The 23,297-nt window shown below is 31.3% G+C and carries 18 protein-coding genes and 2 tRNA genes; 9 read left to right on the forward strand and 11 right to left on the reverse strand.

Going from position 1 to position 23,297, the window contains the following annotated elements:
• Positions 1-117: 117 nt before the first annotated feature.
• From BLT70_RS00190 to BLT70_RS00220, 7 genes are all read right to left on the reverse strand, one after another.
• Positions 118-702 carry an LUD domain-containing protein gene (locus tag BLT70_RS00190; protein WP_091889881.1) on the reverse strand — a complete coding sequence of 195 codons (585 nt, stop codon included), beginning with the start codon at positions 700-702 and terminating at the stop codon, positions 118-120.
• 3 nt (positions 703-705) lie between these two features.
• Positions 706-2,079 carry a lactate utilization protein B gene (locus BLT70_RS00195; protein ID WP_091889884.1) on the reverse strand — a complete coding sequence of 458 codons (1,374 nt, stop codon included), beginning with the start codon at positions 2,077-2,079 and terminating at the stop codon, positions 706-708.
• Positions 2,080-2,090: 11 nt separating this feature from the next.
• On the reverse strand, positions 2,091-2,828 hold the full coding sequence (locus BLT70_RS00200; protein ID WP_091889887.1) for a (Fe-S)-binding protein: 738 nt from the start codon (positions 2,826-2,828) through the stop codon (positions 2,091-2,093).
• Between the two features lie 11 nt (positions 2,829-2,839).
• A complete protein-coding gene (locus tag BLT70_RS00205; protein ID WP_091889889.1) occupies positions 2,840-3,190 on the reverse strand; it encodes an L-rhamnose mutarotase in 351 nt (116 codons plus the stop codon).
• A gap of 1 nt (position 3,191) precedes the next feature.
• Positions 3,192-4,490, reverse strand: coding sequence for an L-fucose:H+ symporter permease (fucP, locus tag BLT70_RS00210; RefSeq protein ID WP_091889892.1), 1,299 nt, complete (start codon positions 4,488-4,490; stop codon positions 3,192-3,194).
• Positions 4,491-4,585: 95 nt separating this feature from the next.
• Positions 4,586-6,025 (reverse strand): aldehyde dehydrogenase, encoded by a 1,440-nt coding sequence (gene aldA, locus BLT70_RS00215; RefSeq protein ID WP_091889898.1) that lies wholly within the window; start codon positions 6,023-6,025, stop codon positions 4,586-4,588.
• A 265-nt stretch (positions 6,026-6,290) separates the two neighbouring features.
• On the reverse strand, positions 6,291-7,190 hold the full coding sequence (locus tag BLT70_RS00220) for an AraC family transcriptional regulator (RefSeq protein ID WP_091889901.1): 900 nt from the start codon (positions 7,188-7,190) through the stop codon (positions 6,291-6,293).
• A 99-nt stretch (positions 7,191-7,289) separates the two neighbouring features.
• Here BLT70_RS00220 and rhaD point away from each other — a divergent pair, with 99 nt between their 5' ends.
• The 3 genes from rhaD to BLT70_RS00235 all read left to right on the forward strand — a co-directional run bounded on the left by rhaD (position 7,290) and on the right by BLT70_RS00235 (position 11,355).
• Positions 7,290-8,084 carry a rhamnulose-1-phosphate aldolase gene (rhaD, locus tag BLT70_RS00225; RefSeq protein ID WP_091889904.1) on the forward strand — a complete coding sequence of 265 codons (795 nt, stop codon included), beginning with the start codon at positions 7,290-7,292 and terminating at the stop codon, positions 8,082-8,084.
• Positions 8,085-8,105: 21 nt separating this feature from the next.
• Positions 8,106-9,896 (forward strand): L-fucose isomerase, encoded by a 1,791-nt coding sequence (locus tag BLT70_RS00230; protein WP_091889907.1) that lies wholly within the window; start codon positions 8,106-8,108, stop codon positions 9,894-9,896.
• Positions 9,897-10,044: 148 nt separating this feature from the next.
• Positions 10,045-11,355, forward strand: coding sequence for an FGGY family carbohydrate kinase (locus BLT70_RS00235; RefSeq protein WP_091889909.1), 1,311 nt, complete (start codon positions 10,045-10,047; stop codon positions 11,353-11,355).
• A 112-nt stretch (positions 11,356-11,467) separates the two neighbouring features.
• Here BLT70_RS00235 and BLT70_RS00240 read toward each other — a convergent pair.
• Positions 11,468-11,552, reverse strand: a tRNA-Leu gene (locus BLT70_RS00240).
• Positions 11,553-11,678: 126 nt separating this feature from the next.
• Here BLT70_RS00240 and BLT70_RS00245 point away from each other — a divergent pair.
• A complete protein-coding gene (locus tag BLT70_RS00245) occupies positions 11,679-12,620 on the forward strand; it encodes a ribose-phosphate pyrophosphokinase (RefSeq protein WP_091889912.1) in 942 nt (313 codons plus the stop codon).
• Positions 12,621-12,641: 21 nt separating this feature from the next.
• Entirely contained in the window at positions 12,642-13,244 is a 603-nt protein-coding gene (locus BLT70_RS00250; protein ID WP_091889915.1) for a 50S ribosomal protein L25/general stress protein Ctc, read from the forward strand.
• Between the two features lie 378 nt (positions 13,245-13,622).
• Here BLT70_RS00250 and BLT70_RS00255 read toward each other — a convergent pair.
• Positions 13,623-13,696: transfer RNA gene (locus BLT70_RS00255), tRNA-Asn, on the reverse strand.
• 185 nt (positions 13,697-13,881) lie between these two features.
• Between BLT70_RS00255 and BLT70_RS00260 the strand changes: the two genes are divergently transcribed.
• The 4 genes from BLT70_RS00260 to BLT70_RS00275 all read left to right on the forward strand — a co-directional run bounded on the left by BLT70_RS00260 (position 13,882) and on the right by BLT70_RS00275 (position 21,053).
• Positions 13,882-16,614, forward strand: a complete 2,733-nt coding sequence (locus BLT70_RS00260; RefSeq protein WP_091889919.1) for a 2-oxoglutarate dehydrogenase E1 component — start codon at positions 13,882-13,884, stop codon at positions 16,612-16,614.
• Between the two features lie 135 nt (positions 16,615-16,749).
• Entirely contained in the window at positions 16,750-17,958 is a 1,209-nt protein-coding gene (gene odhB / locus BLT70_RS00265; protein WP_091897267.1) for a 2-oxoglutarate dehydrogenase complex dihydrolipoyllysine-residue succinyltransferase, read from the forward strand.
• Between the two features lie 213 nt (positions 17,959-18,171).
• Complete coding sequence (locus BLT70_RS00270) at positions 18,172-18,540, forward strand: DUF2200 domain-containing protein (protein ID WP_091889922.1); 369 nt, start codon at positions 18,172-18,174, stop codon at positions 18,538-18,540.
• A gap of 107 nt (positions 18,541-18,647) precedes the next feature.
• Positions 18,648-21,053: a helix-turn-helix domain-containing protein gene (locus BLT70_RS00275; protein WP_091889927.1), complete on the forward strand. Its 2,406-nt coding sequence runs from the start codon at positions 18,648-18,650 to the stop codon at positions 21,051-21,053.
• 60 nt (positions 21,054-21,113) lie between these two features.
• Here BLT70_RS00275 and recJ read toward each other — a convergent pair whose 3' ends face one another.
• A complete protein-coding gene (recJ, locus tag BLT70_RS00280) occupies positions 21,114-22,799 on the reverse strand; it encodes a single-stranded-DNA-specific exonuclease RecJ (RefSeq protein ID WP_091889930.1) in 1,686 nt (561 codons plus the stop codon).
• A 37-nt stretch (positions 22,800-22,836) separates the two neighbouring features.
• Positions 22,837-23,271 carry an OsmC family protein gene (locus BLT70_RS00285; RefSeq protein ID WP_091889932.1) on the reverse strand — a complete coding sequence of 145 codons (435 nt, stop codon included), beginning with the start codon at positions 23,269-23,271 and terminating at the stop codon, positions 22,837-22,839.
• Between the last annotated feature and the right edge of the window lie 26 nt (positions 23,272-23,297).

Consider the following 23,297-nt stretch of genomic DNA (forward strand, 5'->3'; position numbering starts at 1 on the left):
TTTTTTGGTTCTTAATCTGATAAAATACTGAAATAATTTCACCATGACAGAGTTTCATCAGATATATAGTTTATGTTTTCTATGCTATTATGTGGATTGGGTGTGGTTTTTAAGAATTTACTCTTTCAAAAACACTGTTAAACTTAAAGCTCCGTGTGCACCAATAACAAGCGATTGTTCAATATCTGCCGTTTTAGAAGGGCCAGCAATAAAAACACCAAAACCAAAATTGTTTAGTTGATCATAAGCTTGATGCATGTAAGGCACAATGTTTTTTGCTGATAAAACTAAAACTAAATGCTGTGCAATAAAAGGTAGTACACGAACAGGGATTTCATCATCAGACATCCAAATAGCACCATTTTCTGCAACTGCTAATTTACTTTCTAAAATTAAAAGGTCTAAATTTTCTAAATCATGAGGTTTTTGAAGTGAAGCTAAATCAATGGTATTAAAAGATTGTGAATTTTCTAAAGAAGAAAATTTCACTTTTGTATCCGGAAATATTTTTTCAATTTGAAGCATAATATCTTCATTAGAATTTGCATTCAACACATTACCACCAACAACTTCTACTTTTTTTGTAAACTCTTTTAAGAGATCTAAATCTTCATGAAAAAGAGCGCTATTTATATTAGGCAAAGATAGAAGACTTGGTTTGTTTGCTTTAATTCTATCTAATATTTGATTTCTACTTCCCATAATTTAATTTTTTTTCTCGTTTTCTCTTTCTTTAAACCACTGATCAAAACTTTGTTTTGGTCCTAAAGGTAGATCTCTTGCTTTACCCCAGGCATTCGGTTTTGAGTTGATAACTGATTTTGGTAAATTTCTTAAAGACCAACGTGCCACTTTTCCTACAATCTCAAATTGTTTTGGTTTTGCAAAAATTGTACCCATAGCTTTCATTGCTTGTTTTTTTACAAAAGGCTGAGGGGTTTCTTTGGTAATTATTTGTCGCCATTTGTATAGTTGAGAATGAATATCAATTTTTACAGGACAAACATCAGAACAAGAACCACATAATGTAGATGCAAATGGTAAAGTGCTGTATTCTTTTAAATCTTTTCCGGGAGATAAAATAGAACCAATTGGTCCAGGAATTGTAGCATCGTAACTATGGCCACCACTTCTCCTGTAAATAGGACATGTGTTCATACAAGCGCCACAACGAATACAGTGTAAAGAAGCTCTAAAGTCAGGTCTGCTTAATTGTTCAGAACGCCCATTATCAACAATAACAATGTGCATTTTTGTTCCCTTTTGAGGTTTTTTAAAGTGTGATGAATAGGTGGTAACTGGTTGCCCGGTTGCAGATCTTGCTAATAATCTTAAAAATACACCTAAATGTTCTTGTTTTGGAATGATTTTTTCAACTCCCATAGAAGCAATATGAACAGGTGCCAAATGTGCCCCCATATCTGCATTACCTTCATTAGTACAAACTACAAAACCACCAGTTTCTGCAACTGCAAAATTTACACCTGTAAGCGCTGCATCTGCAGCAATAAATTTTTCTCGAAGATGTTTTCTTGCTTCACTCGTTAAATATTGCGGATCTCCATCACAAGGTTTCGTTCCTAGATGTTCTTGAAATAATTCATCAACTTCATGTCTGTTTTTATGAATTGCCGGCAACACAATATGGCTTGGTCTTTCTTTGGCTAGCTGTACAATACGTTCACCTAAATCGGTGTCGATTACTTCGATATCATTTTCTTCCAAAAACGGATTTAGATGACATTCTTCTGTTAACATCGACTTACTTTTTACAATTTTCTTTGCTTTATGCTCATTAAGAATGTCAACAACTATTTTATTGTGTTCTTCGGCATTTGCAGCCCAATGAACTTCTACACCATTTTTTTTTGCATTTTCTTCAAACTGAATTAAATAGTTGTCTAAATTCGATAACATGTGAGCTTTAATTCCATGGCCAAGGTTTCTTAACTCTTCCCAACCTTTAACATTGTGAACAGATAGATCTCTTTTATGACGCACAAACCACAAAGCTTTATCATGCCAATCAACCCTTTTTTCATCTTTATTAAAAATACTTGCTAATTTTGAATGACTCATTTTCTAGTATTTTAAAGGTTACTGTTTAAAATTTCTGCGATATGCAAAACTTTTAAAGGTTGGTTGTTTCTATTAATTAATCCTTCTAAATGCATTAAGCAAGAAGTATCTGTAGCTGTAATAACTTCAACACCACTTTCTAAATGATCTTTAATTTTGTCTTTTCCCATTTTAACAGAAACAGCTTCTTCAGTCACTGCAAAAGTTCCTCCAAAACCACAACATTCATCAGTTCTACTAATAGGCATCAGTTCTGCACCTGTTACTTCTTGTAGTAATTCTTCTATATAAGAATAAGGTTTTCCAACAACCTCTGAGCAAGAACCAAGTCTAAGTCCTCTTAATCCGTGGCAGCTTTTATGAACACCTATTTTATAAGGAAATGAAGCTCCTACATCTTTTATTTTTAAAATATTTAGGATAAAATCGCACAATTCATAGACATTGTCACGCACTTTTGTTACTTCTGATGTTTGCGGAATAATATTATAATGTTTTTTTACATGATAGGCACAACTTCCAGAAGGCGTAACGATGTAATCGAAATCTTTAAAATTGTCTACAAAATTATGACAAGCACCATCAGATTCGTATTCATAACCCGAATTTGCCATTGGCTGTCCGCAACAAGTTTGTCCTGAAGGATAACCAACATCAATATTTAATTTTTCTAAAAGTTCTAAGGTAGCAATACCAACTTGTGGGTATAACTGATTGATGTAACAAGGTATAAAAAGACCTACTTTCATTATTTTAAGATTTATTTGCTGTTCTGTTGTGGATCTAATTGATATATTTTTTCCATTAAAATCCACTTTTCTCCTTTTTTAGCCATTGGGAGTTCTTGCTGATATTTCCACATTAAGGTTTCCCATTCTTGAACTTTTGCATTGTTTTTATCAATCTCATCTTTCTTCTCGAAAGAAAAGGAGTCATCAACCTCCATAATCATAAATAAACGATTCCTAATATTGTAAATCTCTAAGTTTAAAATACCAGAATCTAGAATGCTCTTCGTTATTTCTGGCCATATTTTTTGATGATATTTTTTATACTCTTCAATGAGTTTTATATCCTCTTTTAAATCTAAAGCAAAACAATATTTTGTCATTTTATTTATAGATTTTTAAAGTTCTATATCCGTAAATAGCAATAAAACAAAAGCAGATAAAAGGTAAAATAAACGAAAAATTTACTCCAGAAAAAGGACCAATTTTATCCATATCAATCATTAACCCTTGTAAAATTGGCATTAATGCGCCACCAACAATTGCCATCACCAAACCAGCAGCACCTAGAGCAGAATCTTCTTCACTTAATCCGTTTAATGCTATTCCGTAAATTGTTGGGAACATTAAAGACATAAATGCAGAAGTTGCTACTAATAAGTATAAACCAGTCATTCCTTCAATTAAAATTACTCCAGATGTGGTTGCCATTGCACCAAGTGCAAAAATCATCAGTAGTTTTTTAGCGTTGATGTATTTCATTAAAAAAGTACTAATAAATCTACTTCCTAAGAAAATAGACATGGCAACAATATTAAAGTTTTGTGCTGTTGATTTTGCAATACCTAAATTTCCTGCATATTGAATGATAAATGTCCAACACATAATTTGTGCAGCCACATAAAACATTTGTGCCAAAACACCTTCTTTGTATTTTCCGTTTGCAAACAAGCGTTTAAAAGAGTCGGCTGCACTAGAATAGGTTACAGAAGTATCTCTTTTAGGCATTTTAGTTACTGTAATTAAAACTAACATGGCAATTACAACAAAACCTAAAATTACATATGGATTTCTAATAATTGCTAAATCGTGTGTTCTAATAATTGCTTTTTGTGCTTCATCTAATGTGTTAAAAATAAGTTCACCAGCTTCATTTCTTTTATCAGAATCTAAGGCGACTAAAATAAATTTTGAAGCGACAAACATTCCAAATAAAGAACCTATAGGGTTAAACGCTTGTGCTAAATTTAAACGTTGAGTTGCTGTTCTTTGATCTCCCATAGAAAGGATGTAAGGATTTGCCGTGGTTTCTAAAAATGCCAACCCGAATGTTAAAATATACAGCGATCCTAAAAAGAAGCCAAAAACTTCAAATTTAGCAGCTGGAAAAAACAATAATGCACCAATAGCATATAAAGTTAGTCCTAAAAGAATTCCTTTTTTATAACTGTATTTTCTAACAAATAAAGCTGCTGGTATTGCCATTGTTGCATATCCGCCATAAAAAGCAAGTTGCACTAATGCAGCTTTTGCTGTTGATATTTCCATAACGGTACCAAATGCAGCAACCATTGGGTTTGTAATATCATTTGCAAAACCCCAAAGAGAAAATAGTGAGGTAATAATTATAAAAGGAATTAAAACTTCTTTGGAAACTACGGGGATTTTTTTTGACTCAGCCATAAATATTTATTTTAGTAAAAAAAACACTTTTAAAAGAAATTTAAGTTGGGGATTTAAAGTAGTAAAAGTGTTTTATATATATTTTAATAGTAATTTTATCTGTATTGAGCGTAAACTACTTTGGTTTGTAAATATTCTTCCATACCATGTTTACCATCGGCTCCACCAATACCAGATTTTTTCCAACCTGCGTGGAAACCTTGAATAGCTTCAAAATGCTCTCTATTGATGTAAGTTTCACCATACTGTAATTCTTCTGCAGCATGCATTACTTTGTTAAAGTCTTCTGAGAAGATAGAAGATGTTAATCCAAATTCGCAATCATTTGCTAGAGCAATAGCTTCATCCAAAGTACTAAATTTCATAACTGGTAAAACAGGGCCAAATACTTCTTCTTGTATAATTTGCATCTCTTGTTTTACATTTGTTATTAAGGTTGGTTGATAAAAATATCCTTTATCAAATCCAGGAGTTCTAGATCCACCAATTAATACTTCAGCACCTTCTTTTTTAGCATATTCTACCATTTCAGAAACTTTATCATATTGTGCTTTAGAAACCAAAGCACTCATATCTGGATTGTTGTCAGAAAAAGCATCTTCGACCTTTAGAGTTTTCATTTTTGCTGCAACCATATCCAAAAATTGATCATGAATAGATTCTTCTACATAAAGTCTTTCTGCACAGTTACATACTTGTCCGCTAAAAGTAATTCTAGAAGTAACAACAGCGTTCACGGCCAATTCTAAGTTAGCATCTGCACAAACAATTGCTGGTGCTTTACCACCTAATTCTAGAGATACTTTAGTAATATTTTCTGCTGCTGCTCGCATTACCATTTGGCCAGCACCAACACTACCTGTTAAGCTAATAATGCCAGTAATTGGACTTCTAGAAAGTGCATCGCCAACAATACTACCTTTACCACAAACATAGTTTAATACACCTGCGGGAAGTTTTATTGCTTCTATTAATTTAGCAAATGCCATAACTGTATTAGGAGCAATAGAACTTGGGTTTATAACACAGGTATTTCCTGTAATTAAAGAGCCAGCAACCTTTCTAGCCATTACAAAGAAAGGAAAATTCCAAGGTAAAATACCAACAGCAACACCAATTGGTGCTTTGTGTAAAAAGATATGTTCTTTGCTGCGATCACTTTGTATAATTTCTCCTTCAATTCTTCTTGCAAATCCTGCGTAATAGTCAAAATAATCTGCAGTAACATCAATTTCTACCTGTGCTAAGCCCATTACTTTAGCTTGTTCAGCGGCTAATGTTTTTGCTAAAGATATTCTGTTTTCACGAATAACATCGGCCATTTTATTTAAGTAATTGGCTCTTTGAATTGCTGGAAGAGATTTCCAAGCGTGTTGAGAAGCTTGAGCTGCTTCTAAGGCTAATTGAGCGTCTTTAACGCTTCCGATTGGCATTAAAGATAAAACCTCCTCTGTACAAGGATTTAAAATTTCAATTACATCTGTAGAAGTAGATTTTACAAATTTTCCATTTATAAATTGATTGAATTGTTGCATAAAATATTGTTTTTAGTTATTATTAGTCATTTAAGTAAAAGGTGTTAAAATTCAAGTTGAGTTTATAACATCTATTGTTATTTAGTTATTGGTTGTTAAAGCCAATACGCAAACATATACATAGAATTGTCTAAAATATTTATCCATATTGCACAATAATATGTATAATTTAAACATAAGGGTTGAAAATAAAGCAAAAAATATGTTTTAAAACCTTATAGAAAAGAAACAAAGAGCTATTTTTATTTAAAAAATATTTAGCTATTTATGTATATTTTCCAGATTTATAAACACCCGGTGTTAATCCCGTAACGAGTTTAAAAACTCTAGAAAAATGATATCGGTCTGAAAAACCTAAATAAAAAGCAACATCTTCTATGGTTTTATTGGTATGCTCAAATAATTCACAAGATCTTGCAATTTTTCTATTCTGAATAAAGTTGTGCAACGTAATATGCATTTCTTCCTTAAATAAGCGCGCAAAAGAATTAGGTGCCATATTTACAATAGCTGCAATTTCTGTATTGGTTAATTTCTTACTGATATTGGCTTCAATAAAACGAATTACTTTTAAAACGCGATCATCAATGTTAATTGCTTTCCAAAGTTCTGGACCAATATTAGTTAGTACTTCTTTAATAAATGCTTGTAGTTTTAAATTAAAAGTCAATTTAAAATCTTTGTTTTCAATCTTTAATCTTTCTGTTAAATATTCTAATCGATCTCTTAAATAATCGGTAACTTGTATTTCAATAATACCTGGATATACATTATCAAAAGGAACTCCTAAATTAAAGTGAATAAAAAAATGGATTAAAGAAGATTCTAAATAATCATTTTCATCATAATCGCTTGTTAAATGCCTACCTGAAACATGAATGCCATCATTGTAAATATGTTTTTTAGAAAAACGAGAAGAAAAAGAAGTAAAGGGTGGAATTATATATAAAGTATTTGGCGTCATTTTATATATATCCTCTAAATGAATTAATTCTCCGCCTTCGTTTCTATTCCAATAAATTCTCCAAAACGGAAAAATCATATCATGACAATCCCACAAATTTAACAACCAATACCTACAACATAACAATTTTAATTTTAAATCTATAAAATTTTGATAATTGGAAGAAGGGTCTCCTAATGCTATGTTTTTTGAAAACGTCAATTATTGAATTGTTTAAATTAGATACAAAAATACAGATTTTGAATATTTAATTTCATTTCATTAGTAAATATCTTTGTTACATCAAATTTACTAAATATTATGAAAACATTAAGCCTTCCATCAGAAGTAGAGATAGAATTAAAAAAAGTATCAACCGTTGCCGGATATTTATGGCAACGTGAATGGGCAGAAAGAAATGCAGGAAACATATCAATGAATTTAACTTCATTCTTTACAAAAGAAGAAGTACAAGGCATTGGTACAGAAGTCCCTTTCGATTTCCCTAAAGAATCAGCTGGTTTTGTACTTTATATAACTGGTACAGGTTGTTATTTAAGAGATTTAGTAGACATGCTAGAAGAGGTGTCTTGTATTCTTTACATTAACGAAACAGCAACAGCTTATTCTATTATTTGGGGTGGAAAAAGACCTAATTTTGGACCAACTTGTGAGTTAATTTCTCATGCTAGTATCCATTTATTCAATTCTATTCATCACCCAGAAAACTTAGCAGTAGTGCATACGCACCCTCTAGAGCTAATTTGTATGAGTCATCATGAATTATTTGATGATGAAGAAGAATTAAACAGACAAATTTGGATGATGTGCCCAGAGGTAAAAGTATTTGTACCTAAAGGAATTCACTGTACTCCTTATGCACTTTCTAGTACTGCAGCTTTGGCAGAAGTAACTATGGAAGCTTTTAAAACAAGAAATGTTTCTCTTTGGGAAAAACACGGAGCAACAGCTACAGCACCAGATGTAATGAAAGCTTGGGACTTTTTAGATGTAGCTAACAAAGGAGCCAAATTATTAATGATGTGTTGGGCAGCAGGTTTTAAACCAGCAGGTTTATCTAACGAGCAATTAACAGAATTAGAACAATTTACATAGGACTTAAAAAACTGATATATAATGAGTAGTAGACTTATTGGTAGATTACCAAAAATAGGAATTCGCCCTGTTATAGACGGACGTGAATTAGGAGTAAGAGAATCTTTAGAGGTTCAAACGATGGATATGGCGAAAGCCGCAGCAAAATTAATTGAAGAAACATTACGTTTCCCTAGTGGAGAAAAAGTAGAATGTGTTATTGCAGATACTACTATTGGAGGTGTTGCAGATGCTGCTGCTTGTGCAGATAAATTTAAAAGAGAAGGTGTAGAAGTTTCTTTAACAGTAACGCCATGTTGGTGTTATGGTACAGAAGTAATGGATACAGACCCATTATTGCCTAAAGCAGTTTGGGGATTTAACGGAACAGAAAGACCAGGAGCGGTGTATTTAGCTGCTGCCTTAGCAGGATATTCTCAAAAAGGATTACCAGCATTTGGTATCTATGGTAAAGAAGTTCAGGATGGTGGAGATCAAACCATTCCTCAAGATGTTTCAGAAAAAATTATTCGTTTTGCAAAAGGCGCTTTAGCCGTTGCGCAAATGAAAGGAAAATCCTACTTATCTATAGGATATAGTTCTATGGGTATTGCTGGTTCTATGGTGGATGTAAATTTCTTACAAGACTATTTAGGCGTAAGAGCAGAATTTGTAGAATCTGTAGAGTTGTTAAGACGTATGGATGAAGGGATTTACGATAAAGAAGAATATGCAAAAGCATTAGCTTGGACAAAAGAAAACTGTAAAGAAGGAGAAGATAGAAACAATCCTGAAGCACAAAAAACGCGTGTACAAAAAGATGCTGAGTGGGAAAAAGTTGTGAAAATGACTTTAATCTGTAAAGATTTAATGAATGGAAATCCTAAATTGAAAGAAATGGGATTTGGTGAAGAATCTAAAGGAAGAAATGCCATTATGGGTGGTTTCCAAGGACAACGTCAGTGGACAGATTACCAACCAAATGCAGATTTTACAGAGTCTATTTTAAACTCTTCTTTCGACTGGAACGGAATTCGTCAAGCATATACATTTGCAACAGAAAACGATTGTTTAAATGCAATTTCTATGTTATTTGGTCATTTATTGACTAATAAAGCACAGTTATTCTCTGATGTAAGAACATATTGGAGTCCAGAATCTGTAGAAAGAGTTACTGGTAAAAAATTAACAGGATTGGCAGAAAACGGAATTATTCACTTAATTAATTCTGGTTCTACAACTTTAGATGCAACAGCACAACAACAAGATGCTGATGGAAATGCAACAATGAAAGCATTCTGGGATATTACTAAAGACGATGTTCAAAGATGTTTAGACAATACAAAATGGCCACCAGCTACTGTAGAATACTTTAGAGGAGGAGGATTCTCTTCTAATTTCTTAACGAAAGCAGAAATGCCACTAACAATGTGTAGACTTAACTTAATTAAAGGAATTGGACCTGTTTTACAAATTGTAGAAGGTTGGAGTGTTGAGTTACCAGAAGATGTACACACCATTTTAAACGAAAGAACAGATCCAACATGGCCAACAACTTGGTTTGTACCAAGAACCACAGGTACAGGTTTCTTTAAAGATGTGTATACAGTAATGGCTAAATGGGGTGCAAATCACGGAGCAATTTCTCACGGACATATTGGAGCAGATTTAATCTCATTAGCTGCTATGTTACGTATACCAGTAAATATGCACAATGTTTCTGAAGATGATGTTTTCCGTCCAAGTGCATGGTCTGCTTTTGGTGAAAACCTAGAAGGAGCAGATTATAGAGCATGTGATAATTATGGTCCGTTATACGGATTTAAAGAATAATAAATACTTTTTTAATTAGAATTGGTTCTCTTTATTATTAGATTTATTAGCAGAGCACCAATACTTTTTTAATACTGATAAAGTTTCTCCTTTTAACGATCTGCTAATCGTTAAAAGGAAACTCTATCCTTTTTTAAGCTTCAATAAAATGAAAAACGTAATCGCAGTTATAGATATTGGAAAAACGAATAAAAAAATATTTTTGTTTGATGAAAATTTTGACGTTTGTTTTCAGAACGCTACTAAATTCAAAGAAATATTAGATGACGATGGTTTTCCTTGTGATGACCTAGAATCTATAAAGAATTGGATTTTAGAACAAATAAAACAAGTACAAAATAATTCTGATTTTCTTTTAAAAGCGATTAATTTTTCTACTCACGGAGCCTCTCTTGTTTATTTAGACAAACAAGGAAACAGAATTGCTCCTTTATACAATTATTTAAAACCTTTAGACATTAAAAATTATACAGATTTTTATCAATCTAATGGTGGTGTAGAAGAGTTTTCTAGAATAACAGCTTCACCTGCTTACGGTATGTTAAACACCGGTTTACAAATGCAATGGATGCAAAAAGACAAACCAGAAGTATGGAAAAATGTAGCATCTATTTTACACTATCCTCAGTACTTAAGCTATTTATTTACAAAAAAAATTACAGCAGATTTTACGTCTGTTGGCGCACATACAGCTACTTGGAATTTTGATAAAATGGAATATCATCCTTGGTTAAAGGCTGCAAATATTACCTTACCCGGACCAGTAAACGGAGAAAAAGCAATTAGTACAGAAATTAACGGACAGCAAGTAGCTGTTGGTTCTGGCTTGCACGACAGTTCTTCTTCTATAATTCCTATTTTAGAAAAAGAAAAAGGCAATGATTTTGTATTGCTTTCTACAGGAACTTGGATTATTGCTATGAATCCTTTTAGTAGTGAAACCTTAACACAACATCAATTAACCAATAATTGTTTGTGTTTTATGACTCCTAAAAAACAACAAGTAAAATCTTCTATGCAGTTTTTAGGACGTATACATGAAGTGTATTTAAAGCCGTTAAGTGAACATTTTAATGTTGATATTAACAAGCATTTACATCTTGGCTTAAACGAGAAATTATGTAAGGGTTTAATAGCAGAAAATGCACAGATTTTTTTAGCTGATGGTATTGATACTAATTTTGAAGCGAATGAAAATCTATTTAAGTATTTTGGTTCTTATGAAACTGCTTATTATCAATTAATATTTGAAATTTCTAAAAAAGTAATTGCCGGTATCAATTTAATAACCGACAAAGATAAATCAATAAAAAATATCCATATTTCTGGTGGATTTAATAAAAATGAAATCTTTATTAAATATTTAACACTGTTAAAAAAAGGCATCGTTGTTAAAATATCAGAATGTAAAAACGAAAGCGCTTTAGGAGCAGCGTTAATGATGAAAAATTATTTGTAGATTTTTGTTCTTATATTCTCTTTTTCTAAAAAGTGAGTTATAATTATTGGTTTGATATTAATAATACTATGAAATAAAAAAACCTCAACTTTTAAAAGTTGAGGTTTTCTTTTGGTACTCAAGGTGGGAATCGAACCCACACTCCCGAAAGAACTGGATTTTGAATCCAGCGCGTCTACCAATTCCGCCACTTGAGCTAGTATTAATTAAGATTGCAAATGTATAAAATTATTTTATTTTAAAGTCTATAAATATATTTCAAAGTCAATAAATAAATTCTACTTTTGTAGGTAAACAACAACATAATAAAAAAAAACAACTAAATGCCTACAAATCAGTTAGCCCCAAAACTTTTTGCCTGCAGGCAAAGCACAGTTTTGGCAGAGAATATTGCAAAAGAATACAATACTACCTTAGGTAAAGTAGATACAACTTACTTTAGTGATGGAGAATTTCAGCCAGCTTTCGAAGAATCTGTAAGAGGAAGAAGAGTTTTTATTATCGGTTCTACATTTCCAAATGCAGATAATTTAATGGAAATGTTATTAATGTTAGATGCAGCAAAAAGAGCATCAGCAAGACATATTACTGCAGTTATGCCTTATTTTGGTTGGGCAAGACAAGACAGAAAAGACAAGCCAAGAGTTGCTATTGGTGCTAAATTAGTTGCAAACTTATTACAATCGGCAGGCGCAACAAGAATTATGACGATGGATTTACATGCTGATCAAATTCAGGGTTTCTTTGAAAAACCTGTAGATCATTTATATGCTTCCACTATATTTTTACCTTATATAGAGAGTTTAAATTTAGAAAATTTAACAATTGCTTCTCCAGATATGGGTGGTTCTAAAAGAGCTTATGCATATTCTAAGCACCTATTATCTGATGTTGTAATTTGTTATAAACAAAGAATAAAAGCCAATGTAATAGGTCATATGGAGTTGATTGGAGATGTACAAGGAAAAAATGTAATCTTGGTTGATGATATGATAGATACTGGAGGTACTTTAGCACATGCGGCTAATTTAATGATGGAAAGAGGAGCTTTAAGTGTACGTGCAATTTGTACACATCCTATTCTTTCTGGAGGAGCTTATGAAAAAATTCAAAATTCAGGATTAACAGAATTAATAGTTTCTGATAGTATTCCATTAAAAAAGGAGACATCAAAAATAAAAGTAGTATCTTGCGCCCCATTATTTGCAGATGTAATGCACAAAGTGCAAGACAATACTTCAATTAGTGGACAATTTTTAATGTAAAATAAACAATAAAACAAAGTAATGAAATCAATTTCGATTAAAGGATCAAAAAGAGAAAGCGTAGGTAAAGTAGCAACTAAAGCCTTACGTAATGCTGGTATGGTTCCTTGCGTTATATACGGAGGAAAAACACCAATACATTTTTCAGCAGAAGAAAAAGCGTTTAAAAACTTGGTTTACACTCCAAATGTATATACAGCAAGTATAGACGTTGATGGCCAAAAAATAGCTGCAATTTTACAAGATATTCAGTTTCATCCAGTAACAGATAAAATCTTGCATGTAGATTTTTATCAATTATTTGATGATAAAGAGATTACAATGAGTATTCCAGTACAATTAGAAGGTACTTCTCCTGGAGTTTTAAATGGAGGGTCTTTACGTTTTACAAACCGTAAATTAAGAGTAAAAGCATTACCTGCTAATTTGCCTGATTTTGTAGTAGCAAATATTTCTAAATTAAAAATTGGAAATAAATTATTTGTTACGTCATTATTTAATGATGATTATACTTTTATGCATCCAGATAATACTGTTGTAGTGCAAGTGAGAACTTCTCGTAATGCAACTGTAGGAGCTGATGAAGATGAACAAGAGGAAGCTGCTGAGGCGACTGCAGAATAAATTTGCACTTATAAAACTGTTAAAAGCGTTACATCTGTAACGCTTTTTTTTTTTGATTTTTATTTAATAATATTTATACTTTTGAAATCTAAAAAAGTGTTTAAAAAAATAATGCAGGTGTTGTTTAATTGTTTTTTAAACCATCAATAAAAAAGATAAGTTTTTTTATGGACTTGATGCTATCTTGTTTCTTATGTGGTTCTGAAATTAAAAGCTTTTCTATCTAAATTTATGAGGGAAGAGTAATTGTATTTTTGTTCTTTAAGTGATTTATTTATAATGTTATAAGTGCTGAGGTTTTGGGATTTGACTTGTTAAATCAATCTATTTTAAAGCATAAAAAAAAGCCTTAACAAATTAATGTTAAGACTTATTTTGCTCCCCCTCTTGGGCTCGAACCAAGGACCCTCTGATTAACAGTCAGATGCTCTAACCAACTGAGCTAAGGAGGAGTTTGCTTCACTAGATTGTGATTAGCGAGTGCAAATATAAGTCTTTTTTGAATATGCGCAAATATTTTTTATTTTTTTTTCAAAAAATTTTAAATAGTTATAATTTAATTTTAACAAGCCCCTTATTGCTAAAAATTGTACTTTTGTATAAATAATAAGCTTATATAAAAAGCACAAAATATTATATGGACAAATTCTCGTTCTTAAACGCAGCACATACAGGCTTTATAGCCGATTTATACGATCAGTATTTAATAAATCCAGATTCGGTTGAACCAAGTTGGAGGAGTTTTTTTCAAGGTTATGATTTAGCCAATGAAAATTATTTTTTAAAAGACGAAAACGATTCCGTAGAAATACCTTTAGAGGTTCGTAAAGAATTTTTAGTAGTAGATCTAATTAACGGATATAGAACTCGTGGACATCTTTTTACTAAAACAAACCCAGTAAGAGACAGAAGAAAATATCATCCAACATTAGATATAGAAAATTTTGGATTATCTAACGAAGATTTAAATAAAGAATTTTCTGCTGGAGAATTATTAGGTTTAGGTAAAACAACTCTTTCTAAAATCATAGAGAATCTAAAACGTATTTATTGCGACTCTATTGGTGTTGAGTATATGTACATGCGTAATCCAGAAAAATTAAAGTGGTGGCATGAAAGATTCAATAAAAATGATAATCACCCTAATTATTCTAATGAAGCTAAAAAGTATATCTTAGGTAAATTAAATCAAGCTGTTACTTTTGAAAGTTTTTTACAAACAAAATATGTGGGTCAAAAACGTTTTTCTTTAGAAGGAGGAGAAACTTTAATTCCAGGTATGAGTGTTATCTTAAGAGACGCTGCAGAAATATACGGAGTTAAAGAATGTGTTATTGGAATGGCACATAGAGGTCGTTTAAACACTTTAGTTAATATCTTTAAAAAACCAGTTAGAGATTTATTTAGCGAGTTTGAAGGTAAAGATTTCGAAGATGAAGATATTGATGGTGATGTAAAATACCATTTAGGTTTAACGTTAAGTAAAACTTATAGAGACGGAAATGAAATTAAGATGAACTTAGTTCCTAACCCATCTCACTTAGAAACTGTAGCTGCGGTTGCAGAAGGTATTACAAGAGCAAAAATTGATAGAAAATATAATGGTGATGAAAGTAAAATATTGCCAATTATAATCCATGGTGATGCTGCAATAGCAGGACAAGGTATTGCTTATGAGGTAACTCAAATGGCAAAATTAAATGGTTATAAAACAGGAGGAACAATTCATATTGTTGTTAATAATCAAATTGGTTTTACAACCAATTATTTAGACGCACGTTCTAGTACGTATTGTACAGATGTTGCAAAAGTAACATTATCTCCAGTATTACATGTTAATGCAGATGATACTGAAGCTGTTTGTCATGCAATGGAAATGGCGTTAGAATTTAGAATGAAGTTTAAGCAAGATATTTTTATCGATTTATTAGGTTACCGTAAATACGGACATAATGAAGGAGATGAACCTCGTTTTACACAACCAACATTATACAAAGCAATTTCTAAACATAAAAATCCAAAAGATATTTATGCTGCACAATTACTTGCAGAAGGATCTATAGATAATTCTTATTTAAATGAAATTACTACTGAGTTTAAACAAATGCTTGAAAGAGAATTTGATGAAGCTAAAAAAGTAGAAAAATCTATTGTTAGAGAGTTTATGCAATCTACTTGGGAAGGTTTTGAGCGTGAAGACTTAGAAGCAATGTTACTTACGGATGATACTAAGTATGATGAAACAAAATTAAAAGAAATTGCAAAAGTAGTTTCTACTGTACCAGAAGGAGCAAAGTTTGTTAGAAAAGCAGAACGTATTTTAGCTGGAAGAGCAAAAATGGCTTTTGAATCAAATACCTTAGATTGGGGGATGGCAGAAACACTTGCCTATGGAAGCTTAATGGAAGAAGGTTATAATGTAAGAATTTCTGGACAAGATGTAGAAAGAGGAACTTTCTCTCACAGACACGCTATTTTGCGTGACGAAGTTACAGAAGAACGTATAAACTTACTAAACACAAATCCAAATAATAAAGGGGAAATGACGATTTACAACTCGTTATTATCTGAATATGGTGTGTTAGGTTTTGATTATGGTTACGCCATGGCAAATCCAAATACCTTAACTATTTGGGAAGCTCAATTTGGAGATTTCTCTAATGGTGCACAAATTATGTTTGACCAATATATTTCTGCAGCAGAAGATAAATGGAAATTACAAAACGGAATTGTTGTCTTGTTACCTCACGGATATGAAGGGCAAGGTTCTGAGCATTCATCTGCAAGAATAGAACGTTATTTACAATTATGTGCTATAGATAATATGACGGTGGCAAACTGTACAACACCATCAAACTTCTATCATTTATTACGTAGACATATGAAACGTAATTATAGAAAACCTTTAATTGTATTTACTCCTAAGAGTTTATTACGTCATCCAAAAGCAATAAATACTGTTCAAGAATTAGCAACCGGAGAATTCCAAGAAGTAATAGATGATACATTAAACCCAAAGAATGTTACTAAATTAGTTTTCTGTATGGGTAAATTCTATTATGATTTATTAGAAGAAAGAGAGCTTTTAGAAAGAGAAGATATAGCTTTGGTTAGAATTGAACAATTATTTCCTCTGCATTTAGAAAAAATTCAGAAAGTAATAGACAGATATCCTAACGTAAAAGAATATATATGGGCGCAAGAAGAACCTAGAAATATGGGAGCTTGGAGTTATATGTTAGAACGTTTTGAACTTGTAAAATTAAGTGTTCGTTCTCGTAAATATTATGCAGTTCCGGCAGCAGGTTCTAGTACACGATTTAAAAAACGTCATAGAGCTGTTATTGATAGTGTTTTTAGTAATGAGTAAGTTGCGTTAAGGATTGAAACGGCATCCTTTTTATTTTTTGACTGATAAGAAAAAAAATAAAAAGATATAGTGGAAAGCCTGTTAAAACGCCCAAATAATAAAATAGAATTTCAGATTAAAAAAAATAAAGAACTAATGATTTTAGAAATGAAAGTTCCTTCTCCAGGGGAATCAATTACAGAAGTAGAAATTGCAACTTGGTTAGTTGAGGATGGAGATTATGTTGAAAAAGATCAACCAATTGCAGAGGTAGATTCTGACAAAGCAACCTTAGAATTACCTGCAGAAGAAAGTGGAATTATCACTTTAAAAGCAGAAGAAGGTGATGCTGTTGCTGTTGGTGCTGTTGTTTGTTTAATAGACACAAGTGCAGAAAAGCCAGAGGGTGATGCGCCTGCTAAAACAGAAGCACCAAAAGAAGAAAAGAAAGTTGAAGTAAAAGAAGCGCCAAAAGCAGCAACGTATGCAACAGGAACAGCTTCTCCTGCTGCTAAAAAAGTTTTAGCAGAAAAAGGAATTACAGCTTCAGCTATAAAAGGAACAGGAAAAGATGGAAGAATTACCAAAGATGATGCTGTAAAAGCAGTGCCTTCTATGGGTACGCAACCGGCTTATGGTTCTAGAGGAACAGAGCGTAAGAAAATGTCTATGTTGCGTAGAAAAGTTGCAGAACGTTTGGTAGCTGTTAAAAGTGAAACGGCTATGTTAACTACTTTTAACGAAGTAAACATGCAACCAATTTTTGATTTACGTACAGAATATAAAGAAGCTTTTAAAGCAAGACATGGTGTTGGTTTAGGTTTTATGTCTTTCTTTACTTTAGCGGTAGTAAGAGCTTTAAAAATGTATCCAGATGTAAACTCTATGATTGATGGAGATTACCAAATTAAGAACGATTTTCAAGATATTTCTATTGCAGTTTCTGGACCAAAAGGATTAATGGTTCCAGTAATTAGAAATGCAGAAAACTTATCTTTTAGAGGGGTAGAATCAGAAGTAAAACGTTTGGCAATTAGAGCTAGAGATGGTCAAATTACTATTGATGAAATGACTGGTGGAACGTTTACAATCACCAATGGTGGTGTATTTGGTTCTATGTTATCAACACCAATTTTAAATCCTCCTCAAAGTGGAATTTTAGGAATGCATAATATTGTAAACAGACCAATGGCAGTAAATGGGGGAATTGTAATTCAGCCAATTATGTATGTTGCACTTTCTTACGATCATAGAATTGTAGATGGTAGAGAATCTGTAGGTTTCTTAGTGGCTGTTAAAGAAGCTTTAGAAAACCCAGTAGAATTATTGATGGATGGTAATCCAGCAAAAGCATTAGAAATGTAGTCAAACATTTTGACTTATAAATACTTAAAAAACCTTTTTGAGAAATCAGAAAGGTTTTTTTATTAGAAGCTATTTCCAGCTTTCAGCACTCGCTTTTTTTGCCAGAAAAAGCCAAAAAAGAGCTCAAACAAATGCTTCAATCTGGGCTAAGCTTGTTTGTTAGCTTATTGTTTCATAGAATTTTGTAAATTGCTTTATTAACACATAGATATAATGAAAGTTACTGCTAAAAAAAATGAACAAGTTGCTAATATGATATTCGGAACTATTTATCCACTTTATTTAAATAGATTGATAAAAAATGGTAGAACCAAAGAAGAACTAAATAAAGTTATAGAATGGTTAACGGGTTATAACGAAGATAAATTACAAGCTCTTATCGATGAAAAAGTAACTTATAGAACTTTTTTTGAAAAAGCAACATTACATAAAAATATAAATTTAATTAAAGGCGTTGTTTGTGGTTACCGTATTGAAGAAATAGAAGATGAGTTTAAATTGTATAAACAATGTAGACAAATGGAAAAGTTGATTGATGAATTGGCAAAAGGTAGAAAAATGGATAAGATTTTACGTTCTTAATAATATGTTATTCTAAGTAAAATTTAAAAACTTAAATTGTTTTTTTTGAATAAAAAGTTATTGTAAAAAACTACTTTTACATAGACAAAAAAAGAGTAAAAAGTAAGATGCCAAAAAATCCTGAATTAGAACTTGCCCTACAATTTATAAATAAAACAGATAGAAATATCTTTGTTACAGGAAAAGCAGGTACAGGGAAAACCACTTTTTTACATCAAATTAAAAAAGAATCTTTAAAAAGAATGGTTATTGTAGCGCCAACTGGTGTCGCTGCAATTAATGCAAAAGGTGTTACAATTCATTCATTTTTTCAAATGCCTTTTGGTCCTATTTTACCAGATCAAATTGCAAATACAAATCAGCAACGTAAGTTTTCTAAAACTAAAATAGATATTATAAAATCGTTAGATTTAATAATTATTGATGAAATTTCTATGGTTCGTGCAGATTTATTAGACGGAATAGATCAAGTGATGCGTCGTTATAAAAACAGAAACAAAGTTTTTGGCGGCGCTCAAGTTTTAATGATTGGAGATTTACAACAATTAGCGCCAGTTGTTAGACCAAACGAATGGAGTTTATTACAACAACATTACAAAACCGTTTACTTTTTTAGCTCTAAAGCCTACCAAGAAGCCAATGTGGTTTCTATAGAATTAAAACATATTTATCGTCAAAAAAACGAAGATTTTATTAAAATTTTAAATGAAATTAGAACAGATACTTTATCAGATGAGTCATCAAAAATTTTAAATGACCAATACAACCCTACTTTTTCACCAACAAAAGATGATGGTTATATTACGCTTACAACGCATAATAAAAGAGCAAACTTAATTAACGATTCTGAGTTGAATAAGCTTAAAACTAAAAGCTATTTTTTTGATGCTGAAATTTCAGGGAAATTTAATGAAAATTCATATCCAAATGACGAAAAGTTAGAATTAAAAATTGGTGCACAAGTACTATTTATCAAGAATGATTCTTCTTCAGAAAAAAGATATTTCAACGGAAAAATAGGAATTGTTACAGATATTTCTAAGGAAAATGTAACTGTACAATGTGCAAACGAAATTGATGAAATAGTTACAGAGAGAGAAATTTGGGATAATGTAAATTACTCTATAAACGAAGCTACCAAAGAGATTAAAGAAGATGTTATTGGCTCATTTAAGCAAATTCCTTTAAGATTAGCTTGGGCAATTACCATTCATAAAAGTCAAGGTTTAACTTTTGATAAAGCCATAATTGATGCAGAAGCTTCTTTTGCACATGGGCAAACGTATGTGGCGTTAAGTAGATGTACTTCTTTAGAAGGTTTAGTTTTAAAAACGCCAATTACAAGCAATGCAATAATTAATGATAGAACAGTAAGTATTTTTAATGAAGGTGTTGAAGAAAATCATCCTGATGAAATAATTTTAAACGAATCTGAAATACAATTTCAATTAAATTTAATTTCAGAATTGTTTGATTATAAGAGTTTTTTGTATCCAATAACAAGATTGATAGATATTTTTTATAAAAATAAATCAAGTATAAAAGGTGATGTTATAGATCATTTGCAAACCATAAAAGATGATGGTGTTGTTGCATTAATGAAGGTTTCTAACGGATTTAAAAATCAGTTAAAAGATTTATCAAAAGACATGGTTTTACCAGAAAATAGTTCGCAAGTTCAAGAACGATTTACTAAAGCTGTCGATTATTTTTTAAATCAGACAAAAAACAACATTTTAAAACCTTTAAATGCAATTGAGTTTTCTTCGGATAATAAAGCTGTAAAGAAAGATTTTACTACTCAGTTTGATTCTTTACAAGAAAAATTATTAGAAAAATTATTTGCTTTAAATAAAATGAATAACGGTTTTAAGGTTAAAGAATATTTAAAAGTTAGAGCAAATGCTGTTTTACAAAAATCTGCACCAAAAACAAAAAAGAAAACACTTTCTATTCGAAAAGATCCTTTGTTGGCTTTAAAATTAAGAGCGTTAAGAGATGAAATTAGGGTAAATGAAAATGTACCTGCTTTTCAAATATTTACGCAAGAAACTCTATACGCAATATGTGATGCATTGCCAAGATCAGAAAAAGAATTGTTAAAAATTTCTGGAATGGGTAAAATTCGTGTTTCTAAATACGGAGAAGAAATATTAGAAGTTATAGAACAATATTGTAAAGAAAACGGAATTAATCAACAAAACGAGCAAAAAAAGGAAGATAAAAAATCTACAAAACAAATTTCTTTCGAGTTATTTAAATCGGGTTTGTCTATTAAAGAAATTGCTAAAGAACGTAGCTTAACAAAAGGAACTATAGAAAGTCATTTAGCAAGTTTTATTCCTTCTGGCGAAGTTGATATTCTAGAATTAGTAGAACTTAAAAAGTATAAGGAAATTATAAAAGCTATAGAAGAAACCGAGTTTAAAAATCTTACAGAACTCAAAGAAAAAGTAGATAAATCATTTACTTTTATGGAATTAAGAATGGTTTTACTTTCAATGGAAAATTAGAGTTTTATGTTTTTTTTTTGAGAAGTTTGTTTTTTAATAATGATGTATTTTTTTAGTAAATTATTTCAAATCTTTCAACAACAATTGTATTGATTTATAGCCATTCCATTCATTTTCATCTAAAGCATACACAATATCAAAATCATTTTGTACAAAAGCCATTTTATCACCCAAATTAAAACCAATAGCGTTATATGTTTTTTGATTATCACCTTGAAAAACATTTAATTTTAAATGTGTTTTATCGACGCCAACTTGTTTTCCATAACCATTATCTCTAACACAAGTAGATTTAAAAGTCGGTTTCATATTCATTGGTCCAAAAGGTGCCATTTGCTGAATTATTCTAAAAAACTTAGGTGTAATTTCTGATAAATGGAGTTCTGCATCCACAGAAATTTCTGGAGTTAATAATTCTTTATCAATGGTTTTAGAAACAACTTCTTCAAACTTATTTTTAAAATTTTCGTAATTTTCTGGCAGTAAAGTCAAACCAGCAGCATATTTATGTCCGCCAAATTGTTCTATAAATTCAGTACAAGCTTCTAATGCATTGTACACATCAAAACCTTTTACAGAACGGGCAGAAGCAGCTAATTTATCGCCACTTTTAGTGAAAACCAACGTTGGTCTGTAATATTTTTCTATCAATCTTGATGCAACAATACCAATAACACCTTTATGCCAATCCTCTTGAAAAACTACGGTAGAAAACCTGTTTTCTTCTTCATTATCAATAATTTGAATAATAGCTTCTGAAGTAATTTTTTTGTCCAAATCTTTTCTATCAGCATTAAAAATTTCTATCGCGGCAGCAAATTCTATTGCAGCAACTAAATCCATTTCTGTTAACAATTCAACGGCATAATTACCATGTTTCATTCTGCCAGCAGCATTTATTCTTGGCGCAATTATAAAAACAACATCGGTAATGGTGAGTTCTGTTTTTTTAATCTGATGAATAATTGCTTTAATTCCGTTTCTTGGATTATTATTGATAACGTTCAATCCGTGAAAAGCTAAAATTCTATTTTCGCCATTCATTGGTACAATATCTGCGGCAATTGCAGTTGCAACCAAATCTAAATAAGGCACAAAATCTTCAATAGTTTGATTTCGAGAAACCCCTAAAGCCTGAATCAATTTAAAACCAACTCCACAACCACAAAGTTCATCAAAAGGATACTTACAATCTTCTCTTTTTGCATTTAAAACAGCAACAGCTTTCGGAATTTCTGGTCCAGGTTTATGATGATCGCAAATAATAAAATCGATGTTTTTTTCTGATGCGTATGCTACTTTTTCGATTGCTTTTATTCCACAGTCTAACGCAATAATTAAAGAGAAATCATTGTCATGCGCAAAATCAATTCCCATATAAGAAACGCCATAACCTTCAGCATATCTATCAGGAATGTAAGTCGCAATATTTGGATAAATTGTTTTTAAGTAAGATGAAACTAAAGAAACAGCAGTTGTTCCATCCACATCATAATCGCCAAAAACTAAAATATTTTCGTTGTTAGCAATTGCAGTTTCAATTCTAGCAACTGCCAAATCCATATCTTTCATCAAAAAAGGATCATGAATATCGTCTAAACTTGGGCGAAAATATTTTTTAGCTTCCTCAAATGTTTCTATATTTCTTTGACAAAGAATACTTGCAATTGTTGAATTTACTTGTAATTCTTTGGCTAATTTATCAATTTTTTCTTTTTCTGGTTTTGACTTTAACGTCCATCTCATAGCAATTTGTTTATGCTGAATTTATTTCAACATCTGTTTAATTAGTTTCTAAATTATGCAAGTGAATTTCTATTTTTACATCAGCAAATTGTCTAAACATTTCCATCACTCCACAATATTTTGTTACAGATAAATTTACCGCTTTCTGAATTTTTTCTGGCTGTAAATCACTATCCGTAAAATGATAATCAACTTTTACTTTGTTGTAAAATTTTGGATGTTCATCTGTTAATTCTGCAGTAACTTCAATCTTAAAATCGGCAACTTCTGCACGCATTTTTGTTAATAAAGAAACGACATCTAAACCAGAACAACCCGCCAAAGAAGATAACATTAAAGCTTTAGGAGCAAAACCAACAGTGTCTCCATTGTCTTGTGATTTATCAAACATTGTAAATTTATGTCCACTAGGATTATCTGTTTCAAATTGAGATTTCTGTGTCCAAACTGTTGTAACTAAATTTTTTACCATTATGTATATTATTTAAAAATTGAAGT

Origin of the sequence: Polaribacter sp. KT25b, assembly GCF_900105145.1 — a bacterium.
GTDB lineage: Bacteria > Bacteroidota > Bacteroidia > Flavobacteriales > Flavobacteriaceae > Polaribacter.

Bases quoted from the DNA above. Each gene is read 5' to 3' on its own strand.
- BLT70_RS00190 (WP_091889881.1), bottom strand. From the start codon at position 702: ATGGGAAGTAGAAATCAAATATTAGATAGAATTAAAGCAAACAAACCA.
- BLT70_RS00195 (WP_091889884.1), bottom strand. From the start codon at position 2,079: ATGAGTCATTCAAAATTAGCAAGTATTTTTAATAAAGATGAAAAAAGG.
- BLT70_RS00200 (WP_091889887.1), bottom strand. From the start codon at position 2,828: ATGAAAGTAGGTCTTTTTATACCTTGTTACATCAATCAGTTATACCCA.
- BLT70_RS00205 (WP_091889889.1), bottom strand. From the start codon at position 3,190: ATGACAAAATATTGTTTTGCTTTAGATTTAAAAGAGGATATAAAACTC.
- fucP (WP_091889892.1), bottom strand. From the start codon at position 4,490: ATGGCTGAGTCAAAAAAAATCCCCGTAGTTTCCAAAGAAGTTTTAATT.
- aldA (WP_091889898.1), bottom strand. From the start codon at position 6,025: ATGCAACAATTCAATCAATTTATAAATGGAAAATTTGTAAAATCTACT.
- rhaD (WP_091889904.1), top strand. From the start codon at position 7,290: ATGAAAACATTAAGCCTTCCATCAGAAGTAGAGATAGAATTAAAAAAA.
- BLT70_RS00230 (WP_091889907.1), top strand. From the start codon at position 8,106: ATGAGTAGTAGACTTATTGGTAGATTACCAAAAATAGGAATTCGCCCT.
- BLT70_RS00235 (WP_091889909.1), top strand. From the start codon at position 10,045: ATGAAAAACGTAATCGCAGTTATAGATATTGGAAAAACGAATAAAAAA.
- BLT70_RS00245 (WP_091889912.1), top strand. From the start codon at position 11,679: ATGCCTACAAATCAGTTAGCCCCAAAACTTTTTGCCTGCAGGCAAAGC.
- BLT70_RS00250 (WP_091889915.1), top strand. From the start codon at position 12,642: ATGAAATCAATTTCGATTAAAGGATCAAAAAGAGAAAGCGTAGGTAAA.
- BLT70_RS00260 (WP_091889919.1), top strand. From the start codon at position 13,882: ATGGACAAATTCTCGTTCTTAAACGCAGCACATACAGGCTTTATAGCC.
- odhB (WP_091897267.1), top strand. From the start codon at position 16,750: ATGATTTTAGAAATGAAAGTTCCTTCTCCAGGGGAATCAATTACAGAA.
- BLT70_RS00270 (WP_091889922.1), top strand. From the start codon at position 18,172: ATGAAAGTTACTGCTAAAAAAAATGAACAAGTTGCTAATATGATATTC.
- BLT70_RS00275 (WP_091889927.1), top strand. From the start codon at position 18,648: ATGCCAAAAAATCCTGAATTAGAACTTGCCCTACAATTTATAAATAAA.
- recJ (WP_091889930.1), bottom strand. From the start codon at position 22,799: ATGAGATGGACGTTAAAGTCAAAACCAGAAAAAGAAAAAATTGATAAA.
- BLT70_RS00285 (WP_091889932.1), bottom strand. From the start codon at position 23,271: ATGGTAAAAAATTTAGTTACAACAGTTTGGACACAGAAATCTCAATTT.